The 26012-nt window shown below is 59.5% G+C and carries 21 protein-coding genes; 4 read left to right on the top strand and 17 right to left on the bottom strand.

Annotated elements, in window-relative coordinates; all coding sequences use genetic code 11:
* Positions 1-15: 15 nt before the first annotated feature.
* The 4 genes from PU634_RS08880 to PU634_RS08865 form a co-directional block, all read right to left on the bottom strand.
* Entirely contained in the window at positions 16-1323 is a 1308-nt protein-coding gene (locus PU634_RS08880) for an outer membrane protein transport protein (RefSeq protein WP_306760448.1), read from the bottom strand.
* 170 nt (positions 1324-1493) lie between these two features.
* Positions 1494-2957: a sodium/proline symporter PutP gene (gene putP, locus PU634_RS08875; RefSeq protein WP_306760447.1), complete on the bottom strand. Its 1464-nt coding sequence runs from the start codon at positions 2955-2957 to the stop codon at positions 1494-1496.
* 159 nt (positions 2958-3116) lie between these two features.
* Complete coding sequence (locus tag PU634_RS08870) at positions 3117-3842, bottom strand: DUF3379 domain-containing protein (protein WP_306760446.1); 726 nt, start codon at positions 3840-3842, stop codon at positions 3117-3119.
* Positions 3835-4350: a sigma-70 family RNA polymerase sigma factor gene (locus PU634_RS08865; RefSeq protein ID WP_306760445.1), complete on the bottom strand. Its 516-nt coding sequence runs from the start codon at positions 4348-4350 to the stop codon at positions 3835-3837. Before PU634_RS08865 ends, PU634_RS08870 begins: the two co-directional genes overlap by 8 nt.
* 231 nt (positions 4351-4581) lie before the next feature.
* On the opposite strand from PU634_RS08865, the gene fadI reads away from it, so the two are divergent.
* From fadI to htpG, 3 genes are all read left to right on the top strand, one after another.
* Positions 4582-5895, top strand: coding sequence for an acetyl-CoA C-acyltransferase FadI (fadI, locus tag PU634_RS08860; protein WP_306760444.1), 1314 nt, complete (start codon positions 4582-4584; stop codon positions 5893-5895).
* Complete coding sequence (fadJ, locus tag PU634_RS08855) at positions 5892-8000, top strand: fatty acid oxidation complex subunit alpha FadJ (RefSeq protein ID WP_306760443.1); 2109 nt, start codon at positions 5892-5894, stop codon at positions 7998-8000. Before fadI ends, fadJ begins: the two co-directional genes overlap by 4 nt.
* A 254-nt stretch (positions 8001-8254) precedes the next feature.
* Positions 8255-10171, top strand: a complete 1917-nt coding sequence (gene htpG, locus PU634_RS08850; RefSeq protein ID WP_306760442.1) for a molecular chaperone HtpG — start codon at positions 8255-8257, stop codon at positions 10169-10171.
* Positions 10172-10178: 7 nt separating this feature from the next.
* On the opposite strand, the gene hepT is transcribed toward htpG, so the two are convergent.
* The 7 genes from hepT to cysD form a co-directional block, all read right to left on the bottom strand.
* Positions 10179-10676 carry a type VII toxin-antitoxin system HepT family RNase toxin gene (hepT, locus tag PU634_RS08845; protein ID WP_306760441.1) on the bottom strand — a complete coding sequence of 166 codons (498 nt, stop codon included), beginning with the start codon at positions 10674-10676 and terminating at the stop codon, positions 10179-10181.
* A 55-nt stretch (positions 10677-10731) separates the two neighbouring features.
* Positions 10732-11130 carry a type VII toxin-antitoxin system MntA family adenylyltransferase antitoxin gene (mntA, locus tag PU634_RS08840; RefSeq protein ID WP_306760440.1) on the bottom strand — a complete coding sequence of 133 codons (399 nt, stop codon included), beginning with the start codon at positions 11128-11130 and terminating at the stop codon, positions 10732-10734.
* 79 nt (positions 11131-11209) lie between these two features.
* Positions 11210-13270 carry a capsule polysaccharide biogenesis protein gene (locus tag PU634_RS08835; RefSeq protein ID WP_306760439.1) on the bottom strand — a complete coding sequence of 687 codons (2061 nt, stop codon included), beginning with the start codon at positions 13268-13270 and terminating at the stop codon, positions 11210-11212.
* A gap of 67 nt (positions 13271-13337) precedes the next feature.
* Positions 13338-14135, bottom strand: coding sequence for a 3'(2'),5'-bisphosphate nucleotidase CysQ (cysQ, locus tag PU634_RS08830; protein ID WP_306760438.1), 798 nt, complete (start codon positions 14133-14135; stop codon positions 13338-13340).
* A 114-nt stretch (positions 14136-14249) separates the two neighbouring features.
* Positions 14250-16154 (bottom strand): sulfate adenylyltransferase subunit CysN, encoded by a 1905-nt coding sequence (gene cysN, locus PU634_RS08825; RefSeq protein ID WP_306760437.1) that lies wholly within the window; start codon positions 16152-16154, stop codon positions 14250-14252.
* A 54-nt stretch (positions 16155-16208) separates the two neighbouring features.
* Entirely contained in the window at positions 16209-16568 is a 360-nt protein-coding gene (locus tag PU634_RS08820; protein WP_041543328.1) for a four helix bundle protein, read from the bottom strand.
* A 107-nt stretch (positions 16569-16675) separates the two neighbouring features.
* Positions 16676-18064 carry a sulfate adenylyltransferase subunit CysD gene (cysD, locus tag PU634_RS08815; protein WP_371319641.1) on the bottom strand — a complete coding sequence of 463 codons (1389 nt, stop codon included), beginning with the start codon at positions 18062-18064 and terminating at the stop codon, positions 16676-16678.
* Positions 18065-18547: 483 nt separating this feature from the next.
* On the opposite strand from cysD, the gene PU634_RS08810 reads away from it, so the two are divergent.
* Positions 18548-20272, top strand: a complete 1725-nt coding sequence (locus PU634_RS08810) for an SLC13 family permease (RefSeq protein ID WP_306760436.1) — start codon at positions 18548-18550, stop codon at positions 20270-20272.
* Here the strand turns inward: PU634_RS08810 and rfbC are convergent.
* The 6 genes from rfbC to PU634_RS08780 are packed head-to-tail and all read right to left on the bottom strand — an operon-like array spanning position 20224 to position 25947.
* Positions 20224-20811, bottom strand: a complete 588-nt coding sequence (rfbC, locus tag PU634_RS08805; RefSeq protein WP_306760435.1) for a dTDP-4-dehydrorhamnose 3,5-epimerase — start codon at positions 20809-20811, stop codon at positions 20224-20226. The two genes, PU634_RS08810 and rfbC, sit on opposite strands and share 49 nt — an antisense overlap.
* Complete coding sequence (gene rfbA, locus PU634_RS08800) at positions 20811-21698, bottom strand: glucose-1-phosphate thymidylyltransferase RfbA (RefSeq protein ID WP_306760434.1); 888 nt, start codon at positions 21696-21698, stop codon at positions 20811-20813. Before rfbA ends, rfbC begins: the two co-directional genes overlap by 1 nt.
* Entirely contained in the window at positions 21685-22590 is a 906-nt protein-coding gene (gene rfbD / locus PU634_RS08795) for a dTDP-4-dehydrorhamnose reductase (RefSeq protein ID WP_306760433.1), read from the bottom strand. The genes rfbA and rfbD overlap by 14 nt, the downstream gene beginning before the upstream one ends.
* Positions 22590-23657 carry a dTDP-glucose 4,6-dehydratase gene (gene rfbB, locus PU634_RS08790; RefSeq protein ID WP_306760432.1) on the bottom strand — a complete coding sequence of 356 codons (1068 nt, stop codon included), beginning with the start codon at positions 23655-23657 and terminating at the stop codon, positions 22590-22592. The genes rfbD and rfbB overlap by 1 nt, the downstream gene beginning before the upstream one ends.
* Positions 23658-23669: 12 nt before the next feature.
* The gene (locus PU634_RS08785; protein ID WP_306760431.1) at positions 23670-24593 is read right to left on the bottom strand and encodes a glycosyltransferase family protein; all 924 of its coding nucleotides are present in this window, start codon (positions 24591-24593) and stop codon (positions 23670-23672) included.
* Between the two features lie 4 nt (positions 24594-24597).
* The gene (locus tag PU634_RS08780; RefSeq protein WP_306760430.1) at positions 24598-25947 is read right to left on the bottom strand and encodes a glycosyltransferase family 2 protein; all 1350 of its coding nucleotides are present in this window, start codon (positions 25945-25947) and stop codon (positions 24598-24600) included.
* Positions 25948-26012: the final 65 nt, after the last annotated feature.

Genomic DNA, 26012 nt, shown 5'->3' with positions numbered 1-26012 from the left:
CGTTTGCGAGGGGGCTCAGAACCGATAATTCAGCTGCAGGCCCATCAGCCAGGCATCACCACCGGAGGTAAACCGGTAAGGCATTTCATTTACCTCTACCTGGCCGCCTTTCAGAAAAGCCAGGGCGGCATCCAGACTCAGGCGTGCATTGAGTGCATAGCCGGCGCCCAGGGTATACCAGGTGCGGTCCACATCCGGAATGGAAATGCTGCGGGTGGCTGCCGGCACCGGCGATTGATCGTAGGCCAGGCCGCCGCGCAGGGTCCATTGATCGTTCATGAAATGGGTGACCCCGGCGCTGACGCGCCAGCTGTTTCTGAATTTTTCATCCTTCTGAAACAAGGTATTGCCGTCGCTGCCCAGTGCGCGCAGCTCTTCAAAACTGCTCCATTCGGTCCACATCAGGCCGTAATGCAGGGCCCATTGGGAATTAACCTGATGGAAACCCGATAATTCCGCAATGGCGGGCAGGGTTAAATCCAGCTTGCCGGGAATGGCATTCCCCCCGGTACCGGCCGGATTATTTGGGCCCCAGGGTACCCCGTTGGGCAGAGCACTGCTGTATTGGCCTTCCAGCGTTAAGTCAATTTCCGAGCGGTAGCTCAGTGCCCAGCGGTTATCGCTATCCGCTTCCAGCAGCAAACCGATATTCCAGCCATAGCCCCAGTCGTCGCCGGCAAGTCGAACCAGCTCATCGGTGGCATTACCACCAAAGCCAGCGGGCAGTGGTTGCAGGCTGGCAATCCCTTTATGTCTTATCAGCTCCGCATCCGCATAAACCGCATTAAAACCGGCGCCCAGCGACAGATGATCATTCACCCGATAAGCCAGGCTGGGATTCAGGTTAAGGGTGGTCAGGGCGGTTTTGCCCGCCACCGGGCCGGCATAGTGATTGTCCTGATAGCTGGTGGACAGGCCGTAGTTGGTAAAGGCACCAATGCCGGCGGCCCATTGCCCATTAATGGGCTGCACATAATAGAAAAAGGGCACGAGCGCATCGTCGGCAATATCGCTGGACTGGGTAGGCAGGCCTGCCTGACTGGCACCCGCGGCCTGTTGCTGTGTGGGTTTGCCTTCCACATCAATTTCCGGATTCACATACACGGCGCCTGCCGACAGCGCCGGACGGTCAAACAGGGTCATGGCGGCCGGGTTGCGGCCCAGCACGGCGGCGTTGTCGGCGGCGGCCCCCTCGCCGGCATAGGCCCGGCCCAGGCCGCTGGTGCTCTGCTCCGCCAGCTGAAATGCCGCCGACTGAACCTGGCCGGTGGCCAGGGCGATCGAGGCGGTCAGCACCGACAGTGTCAACGTCTTTTTGCTCATAATGCACTCTCGCTGTGTGGGGGGGGAACAAAGGGCGCGACAGCTTAAACGCGGCCGGCAGAAGCAAACAGTTCCTGCCAGAGGCCAGATTAGAAAGAAGTTACAGGAAAGTAAAACAGGTGTTTATAAAAAAGAGGCCTGGAGGCCTCTTTTGTGAGAAAAATCAACCCTTAAAGGTCGGATTCCATGCGCCGGAAACTCAGCACAACGGCTTTGGAGGGCTCCTTGTCGGCGCGGCTGACCAGAATGCAGGCCAGGGCACAGACCACAAAGCCGGGCACGATTTCGTAGAGGTCGAACAGGCCGCCTTCCAGCTGCTTCCAGCCGATCACCGTCAGCGCTCCCAGAATAATGCCGGCCAGGGCGCCGTTGCGGGTGAGGCGCGGCCAGAATACCGACAGAATGATCACCGGGCCAAAGGCGGCGCCGAAACCGGCCCAGGCATAACTGACCAGGCCCAGTACTGTGGTTTGCGGATCCATGGCGATCACCAGCGCCAGAATGGCCACTGCCAGCACCGCCAGGCGGCCGACCCATACCAGCTCGTAATCACTCGCCTGGGGGCGCAGCCAGCGTTTGTAAAAGTCTTCGGTCAGGGCGGAAGAGCACACCAGCAGCTGGGAGTCGATGGTACTCATGATGGCCGACATGATGGCGGCAATCAGGAAGCCGGCCACCCAGGGGTTGAACACGGCGTTGGCCAGGGCCAGGAACACGGTTTCCGGGTTCTCCAGCGGCGCACCGCTGAAATACACGGCACCGGCCAGGCCCACACCCAGGGCACCAAGCAGCGACAGAATCATCCAGCTCATGGCAATGCGGCGCGACAGCGGTACCGAGCGGGGCGAGTCAATGGCCATGAAGCGCGCCAGAATATGAGGCTGGCCAAAATAACCCAGGCCCCAGGCCATCAGGCTGAGGCCGCTCAGCAGCGAAAATTCATGGAACAGGTCAAGCTTGTGCTCACCCATGCCATCCAGGGTGGCCATGGTCTGTTCCATGCCGCCCAGCTCGTTCATGACCGCCCAGGGCATGATCACCAGCGCCAGCAGCATCAGAATGCCCTGGAAAAAGTCGGTCCAGGACACCGCCAGAAAACCGCCCATAAAGGTGTAACTCACGATCACCGCGCCGCCCACAAACAGGGCGGTGAGGTAAGACAGGCCAAACACCTTTTCAAACAGAATGGCGCCGCCCACCAGACCGGAGGAGGTGTAAAACACGAAAAACACCAGTATGGTCAGGGCCGAGATCACGCGGATCAGGCCGCTTTTATCGTCCAGCCGGTTTTCCAGAAAGTCGGGCAGGGTCAGGGAGTCGTTGGCCTGCTCGGTATACACCCGCAGCCGCTTGGCCACGAAGAGCCAGTTGAGCCAGGCCCCGATCACCAGGCCAATGCCAATCCAGGCCTGATTGATGCCGTGCAGATACACGGCACCGGGCAGGCCCAGCAGCAGCCAGCCGCTCATGTCCGAGGCGCCCACGCTGAGGGCGGCCACGCCCGGCCCCAGGCGGCGACCGCCCAGAATATAATCGCTCAGCGAGCTGGTGGCCTTGTAGGCGACCACGCCAATCAGCATGGTCAGCACCAGGTAGCCGACAAAGGTAATGAGAATAGGGAGTTCAATGGTCATAGCGCGTTCCTGTTGTTGCAAACAGCATTAATGGCGTCCGTGTGAGCGAGGGCCCGAATGTTACACCAAAAGCGGGTGCAACTCTTATAGTAGTATGGCGCCGAACGGAACGAGCATGGAAAAGTGTGAAGGGGAGCGACAGCTCCCCGGGAGCCGGGATTAAATGGCCTTTTCCAGCGATGCCTTGACCTTCTGGGCCATGCGGTGAACATCCTCGCGGCGATCGCTCACCACCACCAGCCGGTTGTAACTCATGGGCATCACTTCGCCGTGCAGGTTGTTTTCGCTGAAGCGCGGCTCAAGTTGCATCACGCGCTCCATGGGGACCAGAAACACATGCACCCTGTCGTGCTCGCCCTGAATCACCAGGTGAGCCGCCGGGCCGCCGGCAAACATGCAATGGTTGGCATAATACACCTTGCCGATTTCCGCCATGTCGTGCAGCTGAGTGCCATAGGGGCGCAGCTTGGCGTTGACCGTGGTGAGGGTCACTTCCTCGTCGATGTAATGGGTGAAGGGCATTTCCCGCAATACGTGCTGCATGGCCACCTGCGACACCGAGGGCGGCTCGGCCGCCGCCTGGGGGGAAAAGGTCACAAAGCGGGTGGTAAAGCCAAGGGCAAAGGCCACCGAGGCGGCCACGGCCAGGTGGCGCCAGCCGGGAACATGACGATCGGGCTGGCGCAGCAGGTGCGACAACATGAGCTTGTCGGGCAGGGCCGCCGGCACCGGCTCTGCCAGCGCGTGGGACAGCTTGCGGTTGAACGCCTTCATCTCGTCCAGAAACTGGCGGTTGCCGGCATTGGCGGCACAGGCGGATAAAAATTCGGGGCTTTTGTCATCGGGATCCGCATAGGCCCGGCGGCGGAATTCCAGATCATCCATTGCTGAGACCTCTTGCTTGTTTGTCTTGCTCCAGGGCCTCTCTCAACTGGTTGCGGGCGCGAAAGAGGCGGGTCATTACGGTGTTCTTGTTCAAATCCAGTATTCCGGCAATTTCTTCTCCACTAAAACCGCCGATCACCTGCAGCAACAGCGGTTCACGATATTCGGGGGCCAGCCCGGCAATATGCCGGCGCAGCCATTCGTTTTCCATGTCCTGCTCCAGCCCCGGCGATTTGCGATCGGGCACCGCCGTGGTCTCGATGTCGACCAGATCGAACTGTTTGCGCTCAAAGCGGCGGGCATTTTCCCGGCGCAATATGGTGATCAGCCAGGCCTTGGCGGCTTTTTCTTCCTTCAGGCTGTCGAGCGCCTTCCAGGCCCGCAAAAAGGTCTCCTGCACCAGGTCTTCAGCCACCTGCCGGTCGTGGCACAGCCAGAAGGCATAGCGGAACAGATCGCCATGCAGGGCATACACCAGAGCCTCGTAACGCTTTTGTTTTATCATCATGCTTTTGGAGACCGCGTTTTGCCCCTGTTGCTTTCGTTTGAATATGGAAATCATCACTTACCCCGTGTGGGAGCCTGATGTTCAGTCTAACCACTGTTCCCGCCTGGTGCGACCGCCGTGTGCCGGTCTGCCGGAATGGCCGGGTGTCAGACACCTGTTTGAAACCGCTTTTACCGTTGCTACTATGCAGTGAGGTCGAACTTCCAGCTACCCCAAGGACAAGGAGCGCCCATGTCGTCGACTTTTCCCCTTACCACCCGCCACGGGGATCGCATTGCCATCGTCACCGGACTGCGCACGCCCTTTGCCCGTCAGGCCACCGTGTTCAACGGCATGGCGGCGCTCGATCTGGGCTGCATGCTGGTGGCCGAGCTGCTGGCCCGGGCCCCGGTGCCGGCCAGCGAGATTGAGCAACTGGTGTTCGGCCAGGTTATTCAGATGCCCAGTGCCCCCAACATCGCCCGGGAAATTGTGCTCGGTACCGAGCTGCCGGTGAGCACCGACGCCTACAGCGTTACCCGCGCCTGCGCCACCAGCTTTCAGGCGATGTCCAGCCTGGCCGAGTCGATGCTGGCGGGACGGGTGGAGGTGGGCATTGCCGGGGGCGCCGACTCGTCGTCGGTGCTGCCCATTGGCGTGTCGCGCCGGCTTGCCGATGCGCTGCTGGCGCTCAGCAAGGCCAGGACCCTGAAGCAGAAGTGGGCCATAGTGCGCCGGCTGAGACTCAAGGATCTGGCGCCGGTGCCGCCGGCCATTGCCGAGTATTCCACCGGCCTGACCATGGGGCAGACCGCCGAGCAGATGGCCAAGAGCCACGGCATTTCCCGCCAGGCGCAGGATGAGTTCGCTCGTCGCTCCCACCGGCTTGCCGCCGAAGCCTGGCAGCAGGGCTGGCTGCATGACGAGGTGATGGTCGCCCATGTGCCGCCCTTTGAAGCGGCGGTGGAGCAGGACAACACCCTGCGCCCCGACGCCGGCCCGGACGACTACGCCCGGCTCAGGCCCGCCTTTGACAAACGCCACGGCACCGTCACCGCCGGCAACAGCACGGCCCTGACCGACGGTGCCGCCGCCATGCTGATGATGACCGAAAGCCGGGCCAGGGCCCTGGGGCTCAGGCCGCTGGGCTATTTGCGCAGCCACGCCTACGCCGCCATTGGCGTGCGCCACAACATGCTGCTGGGGCCGAGTTATGCCACCCCCGCCGCCCTGGCCCGGGCCGGTTGCTCGCTGTCCGACCTGGATCTCATTGACATGCACGAGGCCTTTGCCGCCCAGACCCTGGCCAACCTGCAGTGCTTTGACAGCCGCCACTTTGCCGAACACGAGCTGGGCCTAAGCGCGCCCATTGGCAGCGTGGACATGAGCAAATTCAACGTGCTGGGCGGCTCGCTGGCCTATGGGCACCCCTTTGCCGCCACCGGCGCGCGCATGATCACCCAAGCCCTGAACGAGCTGAACCGCCGGGGCGGCGGTCTGGCCCTGGTCACCGCCTGCGCCGCCGGCGGCCTGGGCGTGGCCATGGTACTGGAGGCAGCCGAATGAGCGAACACATCTTTAGCCTGCGCCTGGACGACGGCATTGGCATTATCACCCTGGACGTGCCCGGCGAGCGCATGAATACCCTGCGTGAATCCTTTGCCGGTGAGTTGCGCGCATTGCTGGCCGAGATCCGCCAGGATCCCGCCATCACCGGGCTGGTGCTGCGCTCCGGCAAGCCCGGCTCCTTTATTGCCGGCGCCGACGTGCGCATGCTGGATGACTGCCAAACCATCGAGCAGGCCATGGCGCTGTCCCGGGCCGGGCAGGCATTGTGCAACGAACTGGAAGCGCTGGACATTCCCCTGATCGCCGCCATTCACGGCCCCTGCCTGGGCGGCGGGCTGGAGCTGGCGCTGGCCTGCCATGGCCGGGTATGCAGCGACGACGACATTACCCGCCTGGGCCTGCCCGAGGTGCAACTGGGGCTGATTCCCGGCTCCGGCGGCACTCAGCGTCTGCCTCATCAGGTGGGGCTGGTGCGGGCGCTGGACATGATGCTCACCGGCAAACAACTGCGCCCCAAACAGGCGCTGAAGGCCGGGCTGGTGAATGACTGTGTGCCCGAGAGCATTCTGCTGAACACCGCCATGACCATGGCGAAGCAGGGCAAACCGGCCCGCTCCGGCGCGAGGAATTTTAAATCCCTTATGCTGGAGGGCAACCCGCTGGGGCGCAAGCTGGTGTTTGACCGGGCGCTCAGTACCCTTCGCCGCAAGAGCCGGGGCAATTACCCGGCACCGGAAAAACTGCTGGAGGTGGTGCGCACCGGTTGCGAGCAGGGGAAACAGGCCGGGCTGGAAGCCGAGGCCGCCGCCTTTGGCGAGCTGGTGATGACCCCCGAGTCGGCGGCCCTGCGCCATCTGTTTTTTGCCACCACCGCCCTGAAAAAGGAAACCCGCTATCAGGGCGCCGAACCTGACCCGTTAAACCGGGTGGGTGTGCTGGGCGGCGGCCTGATGGGTGGTGGCATAGCCTGTGTGACCGCCACCAGGGCCGGGCTGCCGGTGCGCATCAAGGACATTAACCACAAGGGCATTAACCAGGCCATGGCCACGGCCCACCGCCTGCTCAGCGACAAGGTGAAGAAAGGGCAGCTGAGCCGGGCCGAGATGCACCAGCAGCTGGCCCGGCTTACCGGCACCCTGGACTATCGCGGCTTTGAGCGGGCCGATGTGGTGGTGGAGGCGGTGTTTGAGGATCTGGAAGTAAAGCGCCGAATGGTAAAAGAGGTGCAAACCCATTGCCCCGCGCACACGGTGTTTGCCAGCAATACCTCGTCGCTGCCCATTCATCACATTGCCGAAGGCGCCAAGCGTCCGGAGCGGGTGCTGGGGCTGCACTATTTCAGCCCGGTGGAGAAAATGCCCCTGGCCGAGATCATTCCCCACGCCGGTACCAGCCCGGAAGCCGTGGCCACGGCGCTGAAGCTGGCCCGGGCCCAGGGGAAAACGCCGATAGTGGTCAAGGACAGCGCCGGCTTTTATGTGAACCGCATTTTGGCGCCCTATATCAACGAGGCGGTCCGGCTGCTGCTGGAAGGCGAACCCATTGAGGCCATCGACCGGGCGCTGGTGGACTACGGCTTTCCGGTGGGGCCCATTACCCTGCTGGATGAAGTGGGCATCGACGTGGCCGCTAAAATCGCGCCCGTGCTTGAACGCGAGCTGGGCGATCGCTTCAGGGCGCCGGCGGCGTTCGGCAGGCTGCTGGACGACAACCGCCTGGGCAAGAAAAACGGCCGGGGCTTTTACGCCTTCAACAAAAAGGGCAAGCCCGCCGATCCCGACCTGTACCGGCTGCTGGGCGTGGTGCCCAGGGCCCGGTTGCCGGCGCAGGACATGGCCGAACGCTGCGTGCTGTTGATGCTGAACGAGGCGGCGCTGGCGCTGGAGGAGGGCGTGGTGGCATCCAGCCGGGACGGCGACATCGGCGCCGTGTTCGGCATTGGCTTTCCGCCCTTTGCCGGCGGCCCGTTTCATTACATGCACCAGCAGGGACTCGAAACCGTTATCGCCAAAATGGAGGAATACAGCCGTAAATACGGCGAACGCTTTACGCCCTGTGAGTCGCTGCGGCAAATGGCCGAACGGGGGGAGAGTTATTACTGAACCCCATTGCCGCTTTGCGTCAAACTGCGGGCGAGCCGCCCGCGCTCCAAACTTCCGGCGTATTGTTCTTATGGTGCGCAGGCGGCCTGCCTGCATTAGCGCTCGCAAGAGCGCTTAAAACCTGCCGCACGGACTCCGTCGGCTGAATCCTCTTCCTTCTCCCGTGCTAACGTTTTTCTCTTTTCCACCCTTGAAAACCGTCGCACCACCCCCATCTTTTCGACTGTAGGTTAAACCAAGCAAGGAACATCAAGATGACCGAAGCCGTGCATACCGAAACCCATGGTTTTCAAACCGAAGTCAAACAGCTGCTCAGCCTGATGGCGCACAGCCTCTATTCCAATAAAGAGGTCTTTTTGCGTGAGCTGGTGTCGAACGCTGCCGATGCTGCCGACAAGCTGCGCTTCAAGGCCCTGTCCAACAGCGACCTGTTCGAGAACGATGGCAACCTGCGGGTGCGCCTGGTCATCGACAAGGACAACAAGACCCTGACCATTTCCGACAACGGCATCGGCATGACCCGGGACGAGGTGATCGAACACCTGGGCACCATCGCCAAGTCGGGCACCAAGGCCTTCTTCAGCCAGTTGTCCGGCGATCAGGCCAAGGACTCCCAGCTCATCGGCCAGTTCGGCGTGGGCTTCTACTCCGCCTTTATCGTGGCTGACAAGGTTACCGTGCTGAGCCGGGCCGCCGGTGAAAGTGCCGATCGGGGCGTGCGTTGGGAGTCGGACGGTGACGGCAGCTTCACCGTGGCCGACATTGAAAAAACCGGCCGCGGCACCGACGTGATCCTGCACCTGCGTGACAGTGAGCTGGAGTTCCTCGACGACTGGCGCCTGCGCAGCATCATCGGCAAGTACTCCGATCACATCAGCATTGCCGTGGAAATGTGGAAGGACGGCAGCCCCGAGCAGACCGACGAAGACGGCAAGGTCACCTCACCGGCCACCGAGGGCGAGTGGGAGCAGGTAAACAAGGCCACCGCGCTGTGGACCCGCGCCAAGGGCGAGGTAACCGACGAGGAATACCAGGAGTTCTACAAGCACATCTCTCACGACTGGCAGGACGCTCTGGCCTGGAGCCACAACAAGGTGGAAGGCAACCAGGAATACACCAGCCTGTTGTATGTGCCTGCCAAGGCGCCCTTTGACCTGTACAACCGTGAGCAGAAGCACGGCCTCAAGCTGTACGTGCAGCGGGTGTTCATCATGGACGACGCCGAGCAGTTCATGCCCACTTACCTGCGCTTTGTAAAGGGAGTGCTCGACTCCAACGATCTGCCGCTGAACGTGTCCCGCGAGATCCTGCAGGACAACAAGATCACCGCTCAGCTGCGCAAGGCCTGCACCAAGCGGGTACTGTCCATGCTGGAGCAGATGGCCAAAAACGAGTCTGAAAAATATCAGGGCTTCTGGAAAGAATTCGGCAACGTGCTGAAGGAAGGCCCGGCGGAAGACTACGCCAACCGCGAACAGATTGCCGGCCTGCTGCGCTTTGCCAGCACCCACACCGACTCCGATGCCCAGACCGTGTCGCTGGATGACTACATCGAGCGCATGAAGGAAGGTCAGGACAAGATCTACTACATCACCGCCGACAGCTACGCCGCCGCCAGCCACAGCCCGCACCTGGAAATCTTCCGCAAGAAGGGTATTGAAGTGCTGCTGATGTGGGAGCGCGTGGACGAGTGGCTGATGAGTCACCTGAGCGACTATAAAGACAAGCAGTTTGTGTCGGTGACCAAGGGCGAGCTGGATCTGGGCGAGCTGGACGACGAGGAAACCAAAAAGGCCCAGGAAGAAGCCAGGGAAGCCCTGGCCCCGCTGCTGGAGCGGGTGAAAACCGCCCTGGGTGACGAGGTGAAGGAAGTGCGCCTGACCCACCGCCTGACCAGCACCCCATCCTGTGTGGTGGCCGGTGAGCACGACATGAGCACCCAGATGATCAAGCTGATGCGCGCCGCCGGCCAGCCGGTGCCGGAGCAGAAATACATTCTCGAGCTGAACCCTGAGCACAGTCTGGTGAAAAAGCTGGAAAGCCTGGAAGAAGGCGAGCAGTTCAACGAATGGTCCCACCTGCTGCTGGAGCAGGCCCAGCTGGCCGAGCAGGGCGGCCTGAAAGATCCCGCCGCCTTCGTGGCCCGGGTCAACCGTCTGCTGCTGGGCTGATAACCCTTTAGCAAATAAACAAAAAACCCGGCCATGCGCCGGGTTTTTTGTTTCGAGGTGTTTGTAGCCGGCGCTTCAGCCGCCGGAGCAGACAACGCCGATGCTGCAGATATGACGACGCTTGTAAAAAATGACTCCGACCTCTTTTTTCTTTCAGCTTAGCGCCTTGATCCCCAAACGAGCAAAGTCGATAAGCGCTTGATGATAACAAAATCACGTCATGCACAATGGTCGGGTCAACTTCGAGATAGTCATGCACCAGTGCATTTCGAAGCCCGATAACCTTGCGCCAGGGCGTGCTTTTGTCGATCACCCCCTTTTCAGCCAGCCGGTTGAACGCAGTAAGCGCCTCGTTACTGGCCATACCGGTTTCTTTTTTTGCCCAGTGTTTGGCCAGACCAATACAGGACGCTATAAGCACCTGAAGCGTTCGCTCCACAGCTCTTTGCTCAAAGCGGCTCCAGGGCTCTTTTTGTAGCCGCAGCTTCAGCTCAGCCAGATCCAATTCGCACTAGTCGACATGTTCTTTTTGCGCATTCAGGTAGGAATTTTGACCGGTGTTAATCATGTTGTTCTCCGGCGTTGTGGGCATGAACGTAATCCAGCTCCCACATGGAATAAATGCGCTGCTCTGCCTGCATGCGGTGAGAAGGGGACAGATCCAGTAACAGCTTGCCCTGGCTCAGCACACTCCAGCCAAGGGGAACGGGAGCTATGGCCAAGTCCACCACACTGATGGTGCCTTCCGGCATGGCAAGCTTGTGTTGCCAGTCCAGTGCTATTTCTTTCGGCCTGAGCCGGCGAGATAAAGCATCCGGCTCCCAGTGGGTAAATACCACTGCCAGATCGTAGTCGCTACCGGCGTGATGGTCTCCTCTGGCCCGGGAGCCATACAGCCAAAGCGCAGCAATATCAGAGCGCTGGCGCGCCAGCTTCACAGTGTTTGCCAGTTGCTCCATGTTCACTTCTGTGCTTCTTAAAAAGGGGTCGGAGTCAATTTTTAAAAATGACTCCGACCCCTTTTTCTTAGCTGACAGTTTACCGCTTAAAGCTCCCCAAAGGGGCCAATGCTTCCCACAAAAACCGCGCCTTGCGCAGCCGGCGGTGCACCAGCCGCAGCACCCGGTTGTCCGGCTCTTTGAACTGCTCCCGCTCCCGGGCCAGCTGGCGCGCGAAGCGTTGCGGCGTGCTGCACAGGCCGGTTTGATAATCCACATAGGTGGGATACCAGGCATAGGTGGCATACACCAGCGCCGGCAGGGGCAGGGCGCGGCCCCGGCGCGCTACAGGGTGCACATCGGTAGTCAGTCCCCAGCCGGCATAAAACGGCTGGCTCCACACCGTGACCGGCTTGCCCCGGATCAGCGCCTCCAGCCCGGTAAGGGAGGTAAGCACATGCACCGTATCGCAGGCGTCCAGACAGTCCACAATGCCGGCGTCCGTTTCCACCAGATCCACACAAGTCTTCAGTACCTTTTCCGGCACCTGCCCCTTGCGGTTGCCGCTCACCACATCCGGGTGCGGTTTGAATATGATAAAGGCATTCGGATGAGCGGCCCGCACCGCCTGCAGCAGGGCGGCATTGCCGGCCACGAACGGGCTGCCCAGCTGCACCGAGGCATCGTCGTCCACCTGGCCGGGCACCAGCAGCACCGGTCGGCCATTGGCCTGTTTCCGCCAGTCAAGCCGGCTGCGCGTGCCCACATTGTATTTGGTGAGCGCCTGCTCGCGAAAATGGGTTAACAACTGCTCGCCCAGGCTCAGCTCAAGGGAAGAGAAGTCGTGGTGACCCAGATAATGTTCAATGGCGCTGGGTGTGCGCGGATCGTAATAGATGCCAACAGGGTCTATTACCAGTGAGCCCGGCCGACGCAGATCCGAGCCCAGCCCCACCGAGCGCAAAAAGCCGTCTTCCATGCGCCATACCGGCAGCGGGCAATTCGCCAGCTGCGATTCAAACCGGCGGCCCCATACCAGCACGGCTTTATTGTCATTCCCGCGAAAGCGGGAATCCATGGCGTCGGGAATACGGTTAACAAAGGTCACTTTCCTGGCGTAACGGCTTAAAAAACGGGGCGCGAAGCGCCGTCGCCACAGCGAAAACCCTACTGCATACAACTCATCCACCGGCGGCACCGGTGAACGCTGCGCCAAAATCAAATCCAGCACATCTTCCAGCTCACAACGCTCACCGGTGATCGGATCCAGATAACGGCAATAACGCAGATAGGCCGCCGCCAGCAGCTGCGGCACGGTGCGCGGCTCGCCCCGGCGCGGCACTGCAATGCGGTCGTCGGTCACGCCCCAGCCGGCATAAAAGGGGGCGCCAAAGCACACCACCGGCTTGCCGGCCAGCAGCGCTTCAAAGCCCAGCTGAGAGGTAACGGTATACACCTTGTCTACCTGCGCCATCAGTGCAAAGGGATTCACACTGTCGGCCAGCAACAGCACATCGTCACCCACATCGTTTAAATAGCCCAGCTTTTTGCCCAGCAGCACATCCGGGTGGGTACGCACAATAATCTGGGCACCCGGATTTTCGGCCTTGGCGGCGGTCAGCATATTGGCAAATGACTGCTCGCTGGCCAGCCCCAGCCGCACCGACTGATCCCCTCTGGTCTGGTCAATCACCAGCACCCTGGGGCGAGCATTATCCAGCCTGGTCGCCACTGCCGCCGGCAATGTGTTGCCGGCATAGCAGTTGTATTTGGTAATGCCATGCTCAACCAGAGCCTGGCGCAGCGCCCCGGCCCGCTGTTGCCAGTCGTCATTCCACCAGTCGAGGCTCTGCAGCATGTGCTCAAGGGCGCTTGGGCGGGTGGCGTCGTAATACACGCCAACCTTATCAACAATCAGCGACAGCCGGTGGCCGCCACCGGCCGGGTGGCCGATATAGCCGATAAAGCCGTCTTCCAGCTGCCAGAAGGGCAGGGCGCGCCGCTCTGCCAGCCGGCGGGCGCGTTCGGTGTTGGGCTTCATGCCCCAGCCCACCACCGCGGCGGGGCTGTTGTCAGGCATCAGCCCAAGGGAGTGGGGCGCCAGCAGAACGTTAAGCACCCGGCGCTGGCGCCAGATGCCGAAAGAGGTGGTTAGAAGCATAAAAGGCTCAATCATTAAAAAAGGGGTCGGAGTCATTTTTAAAATGACTCCGACCCCTTTTTCTTGTTTAGGCAAACAGTGCCGGCCAGTTCACGTCATTCTCGCCCAGCACCAGAAAGTAGGGGTTGAGCACTTCCCTGGTGTTTGCGTAGCTCAGGGGTTCGCCGTTTAGTTGCAGTACCTGGCCGCCGGCCTGCTCAACCACACACTGGGCAGCGCCGGTGTCCCACAGCGAGGTAGGGCCAAGACGCGGATACACATCGGCGGCGCCTTCGGCCACCAGGCACAGCTTGAGCGAGCTGCCCATGGCCACCAGCTCGTGCTCACCCAGTTTTTCCAGCAACTGCAGCAAGGAGTCTCCGGCGTGAGAGCGGCTGCCCACCACGCGCCAGGGCTGATCAGCTTTATGTTCAGTCACACGAATTGCCACCGGCGCGGCATTGCCCTCGGCTTTAAAGGCCCCCAGGCCTTCGGCGGCGGTATAACCCACATTCAGCGCCGGTGCATAGACCACACCCAGCACGGGCCTGCCGTTTTCCACCAGAGCAATATTGACGGTAAATTCGCCGTTGCGCTTGATGAACTCCTTGGTGCCATCCAGTGGATCCACCAGCCAGTAGCGGCCATGTTCATCGGCCCCGGCAAAGCCGGCGGTGTCTTCTTCCGACAGCACCGGTGCCTTCAGAGAAAGCTCGGCCAGACCGTTCACAATAATGTTGTGGGCGGCGGCGTCTGCTTCGGTAAGCGGTGACTTGTCTTCCTTTTGCTCAACGGTAAAGTCGCGGCCATAAATTTCCATAATGGCGGCACCGGCCTTGCGGGCCAATGCATCCACCTGATTAAGCAATTCCTGAGTAATTGACATTCTATTTCCTTTTAACGTCACTCCGGCGAAGGCCGGAGTCCATTCGGCTGGCGACATAAATGTTGGGATTCACTTCGTTCATCGCCAACCTACGCTTTAACTGACTGCTGTTTTTTATCCTGTAATAATTCCCCGTTCTTTCAGCACGGCAATCACCGCATCCGCCGCTTCGTCGGCACTCATGGCCGTGGTGTCGAGACGGATTTCCGGGTTCTCCGGCTGCTCGTAGGCGGAGTCGATGCCGGTGAAGTTCTTCAGCTCACCGCGGCGGGCCTTCTTGTACAGTCCCTTCACGTCGCGCTCTTCCGCCACGTTGAGCGGGGTGTCCACGTGCACTTCGATGAATTCACCGTCTTCCAGCAGCTCCCGGGCCAGGCGGCGCTCGGCGCGGAACGGCGAGATAAAGGCGGTGAGCACGATCAGGCCCGCATCCACCATCAGCTTCGACACTTCCGCCACCCGGCGAATGTTCTCCACCCGGTCGGCGTCGGTAAAGCCCAGATCCTTGTTCAGGCCGTGGCGCACGTTGTCACCGTCCAGCAGGTAGGTGTGGTTGCCCTGCGCGTGCAGCTTTTTCTCCACCAGGTTGGCGATGGTGGACTTGCCGGCACCGGACAGGCCGGTAAACCACAGCACCGCCGGTTTCTGGCCCTTGGAGAGCGCCCGCGCTTCCTTGTTCACGTCCACGTGCTGCATGTGAATGTTCTGGCTGCGGCGCAGGGAGAAGTGCAGCATGCCGGCGGCCACCGTGTTGTTGGACAGCCGGTCGATCAGAATAAAGCCGCCGGTGTCCTTGTTGCTCTGGTAGTCGTCAAAGGCAATGGCCCGGTCCAGGCTGAGGTTACACACCGCAATGCCGTTCAGATCCAGCTTCTTGGCGGCCACGTGCTCCAGGGTGTTGACGTTCACCTGATACTTGATGTCGGTCACCGAGGCGGTCACCGTCTTGGTGCCGATCTTCAGCAGGTAGGGGCGGCCCGGCAGCAGTGGATCTTCGTGCATCCACACCAGGGTGGACTCGAACTGATCGGCGGTTTCCACCGGCGCCTCGGCGGTGGAGATCACATCCCCCCGGGAGATGTCGATTTCATCTTTCAGGGTCAGGGTCACCGACTGACCGGCTACCGCCTCGGGCAGATCGCCGCCGTGCACCACAATGCGATCCACGGTGCTTTCCTTGCCCGACGGCAGCACGCGAATGCGATCGCCGGGTTTGACCACGCCGCTGGCGATGGTGCCGGCAAAGCCGCGGAAGTCCAGGTTGGGGCGGTTGACCCACTGCACCGGCAGGCGGAAGGGCGCGCGCTGCATGCGGGTGTCGTCCACTTCCACGGTTTCCAGGTAGCCCATCAGGGTGGTGCCGTGATACCAGGGCATGTTGGCGCTGGGCTCAACGATGTTGTCGCCCTTGAACGCCGACATGGGAATATAGGTGATGTTGTCGAGGTTGAGTTGCTCGGCAAATTGCGCGTAGTCTTCCTTGATCTTGCGGAAGGTGTCTTCCGAGTAGTTCACCAGATCCATCTTGTTGATGGCCACCACCACCTGGCGAATGCCCAGCAGCGACATCAGGTAGCTGTGGCGGCGGGTCTGGGTGAGAATGCCCTTGCGCGCATCCACCATCAGAATGGCGGCGTCGGCGGTGGAGGCGCCGGTCACCATGTTGCGGGTGTACTGCTCGTGTCCGGGAGTGTCGGCCACAATGAACTTGCGCTTGTCGGTGGAGAAGAAGCGGTAGGCCACGTCGATGGTAATGCCCTGCTCGCGCTCGGCGGCCAGGCCGTCCGCCAGCAGCGCAAAGTCGATGTCCTCACCCTGAGTGCCGTACTTTTTCGAGTCGGCCTCCATGGCGGCGAGCTGATCTTCAAACAGCATCTTGGACTCGAACAACAAGCGCCCGATCAGGGTACTCTTGCCGTCGTCCACGCTGCCGCAGGTGATAAAGCGCAGCAGACTCTTGCTTTCGTGCTGCTTGAGGTATTCGTTGATATTGCTTTCTATCAGAGATGACTGGTGCATCTTGCGTATCCTTCAGAGCTATATGCCGTAAGCTGTATGCTGTATGTCAAAGCGTCAGCTTGCGGCGTTTTGTTCGTCATTCAGGGTGGTAATAAGCCCGTGCAGCATGGCTGAAATATCACGGGTTTCCTGCAACCAATGCCGACCCTGTTGCTCGTTGATATAGCCAATTTCGATGCCGATATAGACCTGAGTGCGCAGCTCGGCACATGAGCCCCTGGCGATCACCAAAAAGTGGCGTTTGTCCTTGTTGGAGAAGCGTGACATGCCTTCGGCAATATTGCTGGGTATGGACAGGCCCGAACGGGTAATTTGATCGCGAAAACCAAAATCCCGTAGTTCTCTCAGCGCCTTATACAAGTCAGCCGATAACCTCGCCGACTTCTTCCACACCTGCAATTTCTCAAAATTCATCACGCCCTCTCTGGAAGCCATAAACCATCAGCTGCGCTGTGACTTTATTTGTCTTACAGCATAAAGCTTATAGCTTACAGCTGGTTATTTCCGAGGCGCTGCGCGCCTCAGAAATAACCTTCCTGTTTTTTCTTTTCCATGGATGCAGCGGAGTCGTGGTCGATCATGCGGCCCTGGCGCTCCGAGGTCTTGGTCAGCAGCATTTCCTGAATAATGGCGGGCAGGGTGTCGGCCTCGGACTCCACCGCGCCGGTGAGCGGGTAGCAGCCGAGGGTACGGAAACGCACGCTCTTCATCATCGGCACTTCGCCCTCTTTCAGCGGCATGCGCTCGTCGTCCACCATGATCAGGGTGCCGTCGCGCTCCACCACCGGGCGCTGGGCGGCGTAATACAGCGGCACGATGGGAATATTCTCCAGGTGAATGTACTGCCAGATGTCGAGCTCGGTCCAGTTGGACAGCGGGAACACGCGAATGGACTCGCCCTTGTGCTTGCGGGCGTTGTACAGCTTCCACAGCTCGGGGCGCTGGTTTTTCGGATCCCAGCGGTGCTGGGCGGTACGGAAGGAGAAAATGCGCTCCTTGGCCCGGGACTTTTCCTCATCGCGGCGGGCGCCCCCAAAGGCGGCGTCGAAACCGTACTTGTCCAGTGCCTGCTTGAGCCCTTCGGTCTTGGTGATGTCGGTATGAATGGCGGAGCCGTGAGTGAAGGGGTTGATGTCCTTCTCGATGGCTTCCGGGTTGATGTGCACCAGCAGCTCCATGCCCAGCTCCTTGGCCATACGATCGCGGAACTCGTACATTTCGCGGAACTTCCAGCGGGTGTCCACGTGCAGCAACGGAAAGGGCGGCACCGAGGGGTAGAATGCCTTCATGGCCAGGTGCAGCATCACGGCGCTGTCCTTGCCGATGGAGTAGAGCATGACGGGGTTGTCGGCCTCGGCCACCACTTCCCGCATGATGTGGATACTTTCGGCTTCCAGCCGTTGCAGGTGGGTCAGATTCATGGAGTTCCTCTTGGTTACTAAGGTTGCCTGGGCTGAAATGGCAGAAGGTAGCGGGTGCCGATCAGGCTCCCGTGGCACTGTGGTAACAGCCGGCGAAGATGAATATGGGGCAGGGTGAAAAACACCGATGTTTGTGTGTTCGTTCAGCCAGCGCTGAATGTTGGTTACGCGCGATATATCGCAGCCGGCAAGCACCAGGCAAAGCGGCTGCTCTTCAAAAAGAAGGCGCTCAGAAAACGCAATAAAATGCTCTGCCGTGGCCGGGTAGGGCACCGCAAGCCAAAGCTGTCGCCCTCTGGGCGTGTGTGCATAGAGCAGTGAATGCGTGCCTGTTGTTTTAAGGCCGCCCCACAGCACCCGGCCACCGCTGTATCTGGCCCGCTGTTCAATAAGGGGAAGGGCATGCTTGAGCCATTGCTGAGCGGCAGGGTGAGCCGAGCGTGAAAAGACATGCTGCTCAGGCTCGGCCTGCAGCTGCCAGCGCTCCATAAAACGATGCAGCGAGCGTTCGGTTAACGGCACGCCCAGTTCACTGGCAACCCATTGCAGTATGGGCTGGGCATGCCACAGGCCATTGCCCGGCGGGGGGGATTGCAGGCGCTGCAGCAACACCTGCTCCTGCTCGGCAGAAAGGGCTCGCCCTTCTCCCTTTTTTCTGCCTCTGGGCTTTACCTTGACGGCCTCCCAGCCGCCGGCGGCAAAGGCCTTGCAGGCCGCAATGATAGTGGGGTTGCTGAGCCCGGTGGCGGCAGATACCTGAGCCAGGGTGGCGCCGGCAAGGCGCAGCTCCACCGCCTTTCTGCGACGGTGGCTAATGTTATCCGGCGATAAATCTTTAATAGCCTTTGCTTTGCTCAAGTTAAGCCACCACAAGGTTTTTTTAATTATTGTCAGTTGCCCGACCGTGTTTTGCATGACAGTGTATTAAACATCAACGTAGAATAAAAGCATGCTTGAAAAGGAACAAAAACAATGACCGCCTGGTGGGTGTTAACGTCGGTGGGCGTGTTGCTGGGGCTGCTGGTGCAGGGGCGTTTTTCTCCGGCCGTGCTGTTTGGTGGCTGGGCCACCGGTTATCTGGTGCTGGGGGTGGTCAGCGAGCAGCAATGGCTGAGCAGTTTTACCAATCCGGCGCTGATCACCCTGCTGGTATTAATGCTGGTGTCGCTGGCACTGGAGCGCTCCCCCTTGCTGGAGCGGTTTTCCGGCGCTCTGCTAAAGGGCAATGAAAGCCTGGCCAGCCTGCGGCTGATGGGAGTAACGGCCGGTCTTTCCGCCTTTCTTAACAACACCGCCGTGGTGGGATCACTGCTGGGGGTGATTTCGCGTCAGCGCCATATTCCGGCGTCGCGCCTGCTCATTCCGCTTTCTTTCGCCTCCGTGCTGGGGGGCGTGACTACCCTGATAGGCACTTCTACCAACCTGGTGGTCAACTCCTTTGTGGTGAACGCTGGCCTGCCGGCGCTGGGCATGTTTGAGTTTGCCGCCGTGGGTGTGCCGGTTGCCTTGTTGTGCCTGATGGTGCTGATGTTCAGTGCCCGGCTGTTGCCGCAAAATGGCATGAAAGACGAGGAAAGTGCCCAGCCCTATTTTCTGGAAGCCAGGGTGCAGCCCGGGGCGGCGCTGGTTGGCCGCAGCATAGAGCAAAACCGGCTGCGCAGCCTGGATGGGTTGTTCTTGCTGGAAATTGTGCGCAACGACCGGCTCATCAGCCCGGTGGCTCCCGATGAAATACTGGAAGCCAACGACGTACTGGTGTTTACCGGAGAGGTGAAAAAGGTGCAGGCATTGCAGCCCTTCAGCGGGCTGGAGCTGTTTGGCAATGGCGTGGATCGGTTGCTGGCCTCCAACCTGGTGGAAGTGGTGGTGTCCAACGAGTCGGAGCTGGCCAAGCGCACCCTGCAGGAAGTGGACTTTCGCACCATGTTCAACGCCGGTGTGGTGGGCATCAGGCGGGGCAACAAACGACTGACCGGCCAGCTGGGTAAAATTCCGCTCAGGGTGGGCGACAGCCTGCTGCTGGCGGTAGGCGCCGACTTTACCCAGCACCGCAACCTGGATCGCAACTTTCATCTGCTGGGCAAAATGCAGCGGCCCAAACTCAGCAATCGCCAGAGCGTGCTGGCCTTTGCCGGCTTTGGCGCTGTTATTGCCATGGCGGCCCTGAACCTGCTGCCGCTGCTTAATGGCCTGCTGCTGTTGCTGGCCGGCCTGTTGCTAAGCCGCATGTTAACGCTTTCCGAACTGCGCCGGCGCTTTCCCTTTGAGCTGGTGGTGATTATCGGCTCGGCGCTGACCGTGGCCAAGGCCATGGACAGCTCGGGAGCGGCACAACTGGTAGCCGACGGCATGCGGGCGCTATTTAACGGGCACGGCGTGTTCGGCGCCTTTGCAGGAGTGTATTTAATGACCCTGCTGCTGACCGAAACCGTGACCAATAACGCCGCCGCCGCCCTGGCGTTCCCCATCGGGCTGAGCACAGCGCAGGCCTTTGGCGTTGACCCCATGCCCTTTATCATGGCGGTGGCCTTTGGCGCCAGCGCCTGTTTCATGGTGCCTTTCGGCTACCAGACCCACCTGATGGTGTATTCCCCCGGGCGTTACCGCATGGTGGATTACATCAAAACCGGCCTGCCCGTCAGCCTGGCTTACTCCGCCGGGGTCATTGCACTGGTGCCGGTGGTGTTTCCGTTTTGAGGCAGTTCCGCATCAGCAAACAGCGGCGCATGTTTGTCTTTTTCCGAAAGCAGGGGCGGGCAGGGCAAGGGCCAGTCTATGGCCAGGGTGGGATCGTCCCAGCGAATGGCACGCTCATGCTTGGGGGCGTAATAATCGGTGGTCTTGTACAAAAATTCAGCCACTTCTGATAACACCACAAAGCCATGGGCAAAGCCTTCCGGAATCCACACCTGCCGTTTGTTTTCCGCCGAGAGCACTATGCCCTCCCATTGTCCGAAGGTATTCGAGCCCGGGCGCAGGTCAACCGCCACATCAAATACCTCTCCCAGGGTGCAGCGCACCAGTTTGCCCTGTTGCTGGGCCACCTGATAATGCAGGCCACGCAGTACGCCCCGGGCAGAACGGGAGTGGTTATCCTGCACAAACGGCACACTGCGGCCAATGGCTTGCTCAAACCGCTGTTGGTTAAAGCTTTCAAAAAAAAAGCCTCGCTCGTCGCCAAACACGGTGGGCTCAATAATATAAAGGTCGGGAATTGAGGTATTAATCATATGCATCAGGCTTTAAATCCGGGTTGGATCAGGCGCAGCAAATACTGGCCATAGGCGGTTTTGGCCAGTGGCTCGGCCAAGCGGGCAACCTGCTTGGCATCAATAAAGCCCTTGCGGTAGGCAATTTCTTCCGGGCAGGCCACTTTCAGGCCCTGGCGGTGCTCAATGGTCTGAATAAAACTACCGGCTTCCATCAGGCTGTCGTGGGTGCCTGTGTCCAGCCAAGCATAACCTCTGCCCATTACAGATACCGACAATGCGCCCAGCGCCAGGTACTGCCGGTTTACATCGGTAATCTCCAGTTCTCCCCGTGCAGAGGGCTGCAAACTACGGGCAATATCAATGACCTGGTTATCGTAAAAATACAGGCCAGTAACTGCATAGTTACTTTTGGGATGAGCGGGCTTTTCTTCCAATGAGAGAGCATGGCCGTGCTCATTAAACTCCACCACGCCATAGCGCTCCGGATCTTGCACATGATAGGCGAACACGGTGGCACCCTGAGCCTGGTTGTTGGTTTGCACCAGCTCCTGCTGCAGGTTATGGCCAAAAAAGATATTGTCGCCCAACACAAGGGCACAGGGGTCTTCGCCAATAAAATCTGCACCAATAAGAAAGGCCTGAGCCAGCCCGTCGGGGCTGTGCTGCACCGCATAACTCAAGTTAATCCCCCATTGGCTGCCATCGCCCAGCAACTGCTCAAAACGAGGGGTATCCTGCGGCGTGCTGATCACCAGAATGTCTTTAATGCCCGCCAGCATCAGGGTGCACAGCGGATAATAGATCATCGGCTTGTCATAGACCGGCAGCAGCTGTTTGCTCACCGCCATGGTGACCGGATAAAGCCGGGTGCCTGAGCCCCCGGCCAGAATAATGCCTTTACGCCTGTTCAATGAGAGACTCCAGAATTTCGCTCAGCGTGTGTGTCAGCCCCTGTTGCCAGGGGGGAAGCATGATATCAAAGCTGGCCTCCAGTTTGCGGCAATCCAGCCGGGAGTTAAGTGGCCGAATGGCGGGCGTGAGCCAGGCTTGAGTGGCAATAGGGTGCAACGCTTGCAGCGCCAGAGGCAGGCCGGCATTGCGCGCCAGCTCAAACACAAAGGCGGCATAATCATGCCAGCTGGTTTCTCCCGCTGCTGCCAGATGATACAAACCGGCCAGTGCCGGCTGCACCATAGCCAGGCGCAGTGCATGGGCGGTGACATCTGCGATCAGGGCAGCGCTGGTAGGCGCACCAATCTGGTCACTCACCACGTTCAGCGTTTGTCGCTCCTGGCCCAATCGCAACATGGTGCGGGCAAAGTTGTTGCCGCGCGTGGCATACACCCAGCTGGTACGAAAAACCAAATGCCGTGAGCAATTGCGAATAATGGCCAGCTCTCCGGCCCGTTTGCTGGCGCCATAGGTATTGATAGGGGCGGTGGCGTCGGCTTCGCTCCAGGGGGAGAAGCCCTCACCACTGAACACATAATCGGTGGAATAATGCACCAGCCAGGCCCCCAGAGCTTCCGCCTCCCGGGCCAGTGTCTCCACCGCAGTGGCGTTAACCAACATGGCTTGCTCCTGCTCGGTTTCGGCCCGGTCCACTGCTGTGTAGGCGGCGGCATTCACAATCACATTCGGCCTGAGTGTCCGTACCGTTTGCACCAACTGCTCTGGTCTTGCCAGATCGCCGCAATAATCGGAACTGTGGCGATCCAGCGCGGTAAGCCGCCCAAGCGGAGCCAGAGCCCGTTGCAACTCCCAGCCCAGCTGGCCGTTTCTACCCAACAGCAAAATATGCATCAGCCCTGCCCACCATAGTGTTGCGCAAGCCACTGCCGGTACTCGCCGCTTTTTACATGGCTCACCCACCTTGGGTTGGCCAGATACCATTGCACTGTTTTGCGCAGGCCGCTTTCAAACGTTTCCTGCGGTGTCCAGCCCAGCTCTCGTTCTATTTTGCCGGCATCTATGGCGTAGCGCCTGTCATGGCCCGGACGATCTATTACATGAGTGATCAGTGAACGGTAAGGGGCAAGGGGTGAGGGGACGAGTTCATCCAGAATGCTGCAAATGCTGTTAACCACTTCCAGATTGGTTTTTTCGTTATGGCCGCCAATGTTCCAGGTGTCACCAATCTGGCCTTGAGTGAGCACGGTATACAGGGCCTTGGCATGATCTTCCACATAGAGCCAGTCGCGAACTTGATCACCCTTGCCATACACGGGCAGTGGCTTGCCTTCCAGCGCGTTTAATATCACCAGTGGAATGAGCTTTTCCGGAAACTGGCAGGGGCCGTAGTTGTTGGAGCAATTGGTGATCAGCACCGGCAGGCCATAAGTACGGTGCCAGGCCCGCACCAGGTGATCCGAACCGGCCTTGCTGGCGGAATAGGGGCTACTGGGAGCATAGGGCGTGGTTTCGGTAAAGAGATCGTCCGTGCCGTGCAGGTCGCCATAGACCTCGTCGGTAGACACATGATGAAAGCGAAAGGCCGTTTTGCGCTCGTCATCCAGCCCGCTCCAGTAGTGGCGGGCCGCTTCCAGCAGGGTGCAGGTGCCGACCACATTGGTAGTAATGAACTCGGCCGGGCCGGAAATGGATCTGTCCACATGGCTCTCTGCTGCCAGGTGCAGCACCGCATCGGGCTGATGCTCGGCAAACAGCGTTTCCAGTCCGGCGCCATCACAAATGTCGAGATGAGCAAAGTGATAGCGGGGCGAGTCGGCTACCCCGACCAACGACTCAAGATTGCCCGCATAGGTGAGCTTGTCTACGTTTATCACCGCATCGGGCGTGTGCTGAATAATATGGCGGATCACCGCCGAGCCAATAAAGCCGGCTCCGCCGGTAACCAGAATTTTGCGCATGGAATTAATGTCTCATTTTTTTGTAATGGCCGCTTTGGCCTTTTCCATCATTATCTGTCTTGCCTTATCATCCGCGCTTAACCGCAAAATGGCATTTACCCAGGCTTGCTGAACCATGGGCAGCAGCAGGCCATTATGCTCATGGCGCACCAGAGCGCGGTATACCGGGTGGTCCGCATAAAGGCCCACGGCGCCGGCCTGGGTAATGTCAAAAAATTTAGTGGGAGCCCGGGCGGCGTTAAAGCGGCTGTTCAGCAGCGGCGCTAGGCCAATAGTGCGGCCCGGGCGGGCCAGCAAGGCCTGGTAAGCCGGCCAGCTCATGGGGTGCAACACATGCACTTTGGGGAGTCCGGCAAACTGTTTGCGAACCGCCTGGCTGCCAATTAACTCCACACTCAGGCTGGCATCCTGCGCCAGCACTTGCTCAAACACAGGGTAAAGCCACTCAAACTCGGGCCCGTGAGACGCCGAGCCATGATAAAACAGCGTTTTTTGTGGCCTTGAGTGCGTATAGGGTGACTGCGGTTGCAGCACCTGTGGCGACCAGCGGGCATATTTTTCCGCCAGCCAAGGGGTGGATACCCACAGTTCCACCCCCATGCGTTGCAGCCAGTTTTTATGCCGACAGGCCAGCAGCCAGAGCTTGTAGCGATAGCGCAACGGCAAACCGGCATGGGCACCAAGGTCGAACAGATCGTCGTCCATAAAAAACGCCAGCCGGCCAAGTTGGGCCCGGTTATTTTCAACCCACTTTCGCCAGGCAGGGGTAAGGTAGCGAACAAATATCACGCTGCTGTTAGTTTGTGCCATAACTGGCGGTGGAGCGTTCAGCCTACATACGCTAACCTCATGGCCGCTCGCCTGTAACCAGGGCCATAGAAAAAAGCCGGAACTGGGGTTGGTTTGCTCTTCCACCAAATAGCAATGGCGTGGCATGGCGTTAGTTCCAGGGCCAGAAACGACTGGCCGGGGTAAAATCGGCCAGGCGCTTGTTCATGTGTGGGTGATAAAAGGGGTCTTGTTTAAGCTGGTGTTGCCAGCGCTGGTGCATGTAGTTCAGCTCCTGCTTCATTCGTTGCTTTTTTTCCGGTGTTTTAGCTCCACCACGCGATACCGACTCGTAATGATAAAGCCTGGCATGGGGCACCATCATTACCTTGTATTGCGCTTCACGTACCCGCAGGCAATAGTCCACGTCGTTAAAGGCCACCGCCAGATGCTTGGCATTCAGCCCGCCCAGTTGCCGATAAAGTGCCGTATGCGTTAGCAGGCAAGCGCCGGTAACGGCCGACACATCCTGAGTGAGAATGGCCCGGCCCATATAGCCTGGTGCATCCGCCTCCAGTCCTACATGCATGTGGGCGGCACAACCGGCCACACCAACTGCGTCACCTGCGTGCTGCACGGTATGGTTGGCGTAGAGTAGTTTGGCACCCACTACACCCACTCCGGGTTGCAGCAACTGGGCCACCAGCCGTTCCAGCCAGTCCGTTGTAATAACGGCCGTATCGTTGTTAAGCAGGCACAATATTTTGCCTGTGGCATGTTCAGCAGCAAAATTGTTAATGGCGGAATAATTGAAAGGGTGGGGGTAGCGAAGCACTTTCACATAGCTGTTGCAGGCAATTTTATCCAGATAACGCAGGGTGGCCGGATCATCACTTTGATTGTCTACCACTATTATCTCAACGTCCGGATAAGTGGCGTTGGCTAAAATGCTGTCAATGCAGGGCTCAAGGTAATGCAGCATGTTACGGGTAGGAATAATAATACTTACCCGAGGCGGGCTTGCCGGCAGTGTTGGGTGAACGTGCAGATAATGGTGGTCATCACAGCTTAGCTGCGCCTCAACCCTCATGTGGCGCAAATGCTGCTCAAGAATGTGCGGATTCAGCTCCCGCTGCCTAAACTCCCGGCACGAAGTGCTGGTGTGCCACAGCACTTGGGGAATGTGCACAAATTGTTCATTCCGGTAACGGGTGGCCAAATACAGCATCAGTTCGTAAATGCCGGACGCAGGCTGGCCATGTAAAGCATGGGCAAGGGCGTCGGCACGAATGGCCAGTACTTCGCCGGGATAGCCACTGGCACGCACCAAATCCAGGCTCCAGGCGGGCTTTAGCAGGGTATGGCTGTGCCCGGGCACACTGACCTTATGGTCTGAATAGAGCAGCACTGCATTGGCATGCCGGCGAATATAGCGGTTAAAGGTAGCCATACCCAATGGGGTTAACCGGGTGCGCTTGCCTTGTAGCAACACCCAGTCGTTGCTGCTATGGCGCAGGTGCACGGCAGTTAAATCAGAGCCGAGTACCTGACGAATGCCAGGCGAGAATGGCCATAAACGGCTGAATG

The organism is Oceanimonas pelagia, assembly GCF_030849025.1.
In the GTDB taxonomy this organism is placed as follows: Bacteria; Pseudomonadota; Gammaproteobacteria; order Enterobacterales; family Aeromonadaceae; genus Oceanimonas; species Oceanimonas pelagia.
Note: the sequence above shows the minus strand (reverse complement) of the source record. Positions and strands in the feature narration are given on the sequence as shown.

Bases quoted from the DNA above. Each gene is read 5' to 3' on its own strand.
- putP (WP_306760447.1), bottom strand. From the start codon at position 2,957: ATGACCATTGAACTCCCTATTCTCATTACCTTTGTCGGCTACCTGGTG.
- PU634_RS08865 (WP_306760445.1), bottom strand. From the start codon at position 4,350: ATGATGATAAAACAAAAGCGTTACGAGGCTCTGGTGTATGCCCTGCAT.
- fadI (WP_306760444.1), top strand. From the start codon at position 4,582: ATGTCGTCGACTTTTCCCCTTACCACCCGCCACGGGGATCGCATTGCC.
- cysQ (WP_306760438.1), bottom strand. From the start codon at position 14,135: ATGTCAATTACTCAGGAATTGCTTAATCAGGTGGATGCATTGGCCCGC.
- PU634_RS08880 (WP_306760448.1), bottom strand. From the start codon at position 1,323: ATGAGCAAAAAGACGTTGACACTGTCGGTGCTGACCGCCTCGATCGCC.
- rfbB (WP_306760432.1), bottom strand. From the start codon at position 23,657: ATGCGCAAAATTCTGGTTACCGGCGGAGCCGGCTTTATTGGCTCGGCG.
- fadJ (WP_306760443.1), top strand. From the start codon at position 5,892: ATGAGCGAACACATCTTTAGCCTGCGCCTGGACGACGGCATTGGCATT.
- PU634_RS08835 (WP_306760439.1), bottom strand. From the start codon at position 13,270: ATGCTTCTAACCACCTCTTTCGGCATCTGGCGCCAGCGCCGGGTGCTT.
- PU634_RS08810 (WP_306760436.1), top strand. From the start codon at position 18,548: ATGACCGCCTGGTGGGTGTTAACGTCGGTGGGCGTGTTGCTGGGGCTG.
- mntA (WP_306760440.1), bottom strand. From the start codon at position 11,130: ATGGAGCAACTGGCAAACACTGTGAAGCTGGCGCGCCAGCGCTCTGAT.
- rfbD (WP_306760433.1), bottom strand. From the start codon at position 22,590: ATGCATATTTTGCTGTTGGGTAGAAACGGCCAGCTGGGCTGGGAGTTG.
- PU634_RS08820 (WP_041543328.1), bottom strand. From the start codon at position 16,568: ATGAATTTTGAGAAATTGCAGGTGTGGAAGAAGTCGGCGAGGTTATCG.
- PU634_RS08870 (WP_306760446.1), bottom strand. From the start codon at position 3,842: ATGGATGATCTGGAATTCCGCCGCCGGGCCTATGCGGATCCCGATGAC.
- PU634_RS08785 (WP_306760431.1), bottom strand. From the start codon at position 24,593: ATGCCACGCCATTGCTATTTGGTGGAAGAGCAAACCAACCCCAGTTCC.
- rfbC (WP_306760435.1), bottom strand. From the start codon at position 20,811: ATGCATATGATTAATACCTCAATTCCCGACCTTTATATTATTGAGCCC.
- cysN (WP_306760437.1), bottom strand. From the start codon at position 16,154: ATGCACCAGTCATCTCTGATAGAAAGCAATATCAACGAATACCTCAAG.
- cysD (WP_371319641.1), bottom strand. From the start codon at position 18,064: ATGGAGCGCTGGCAGCTGCAGGCCGAGCCTGAGCAGCATGTCTTTTCA.
- htpG (WP_306760442.1), top strand. From the start codon at position 8,255: ATGACCGAAGCCGTGCATACCGAAACCCATGGTTTTCAAACCGAAGTC.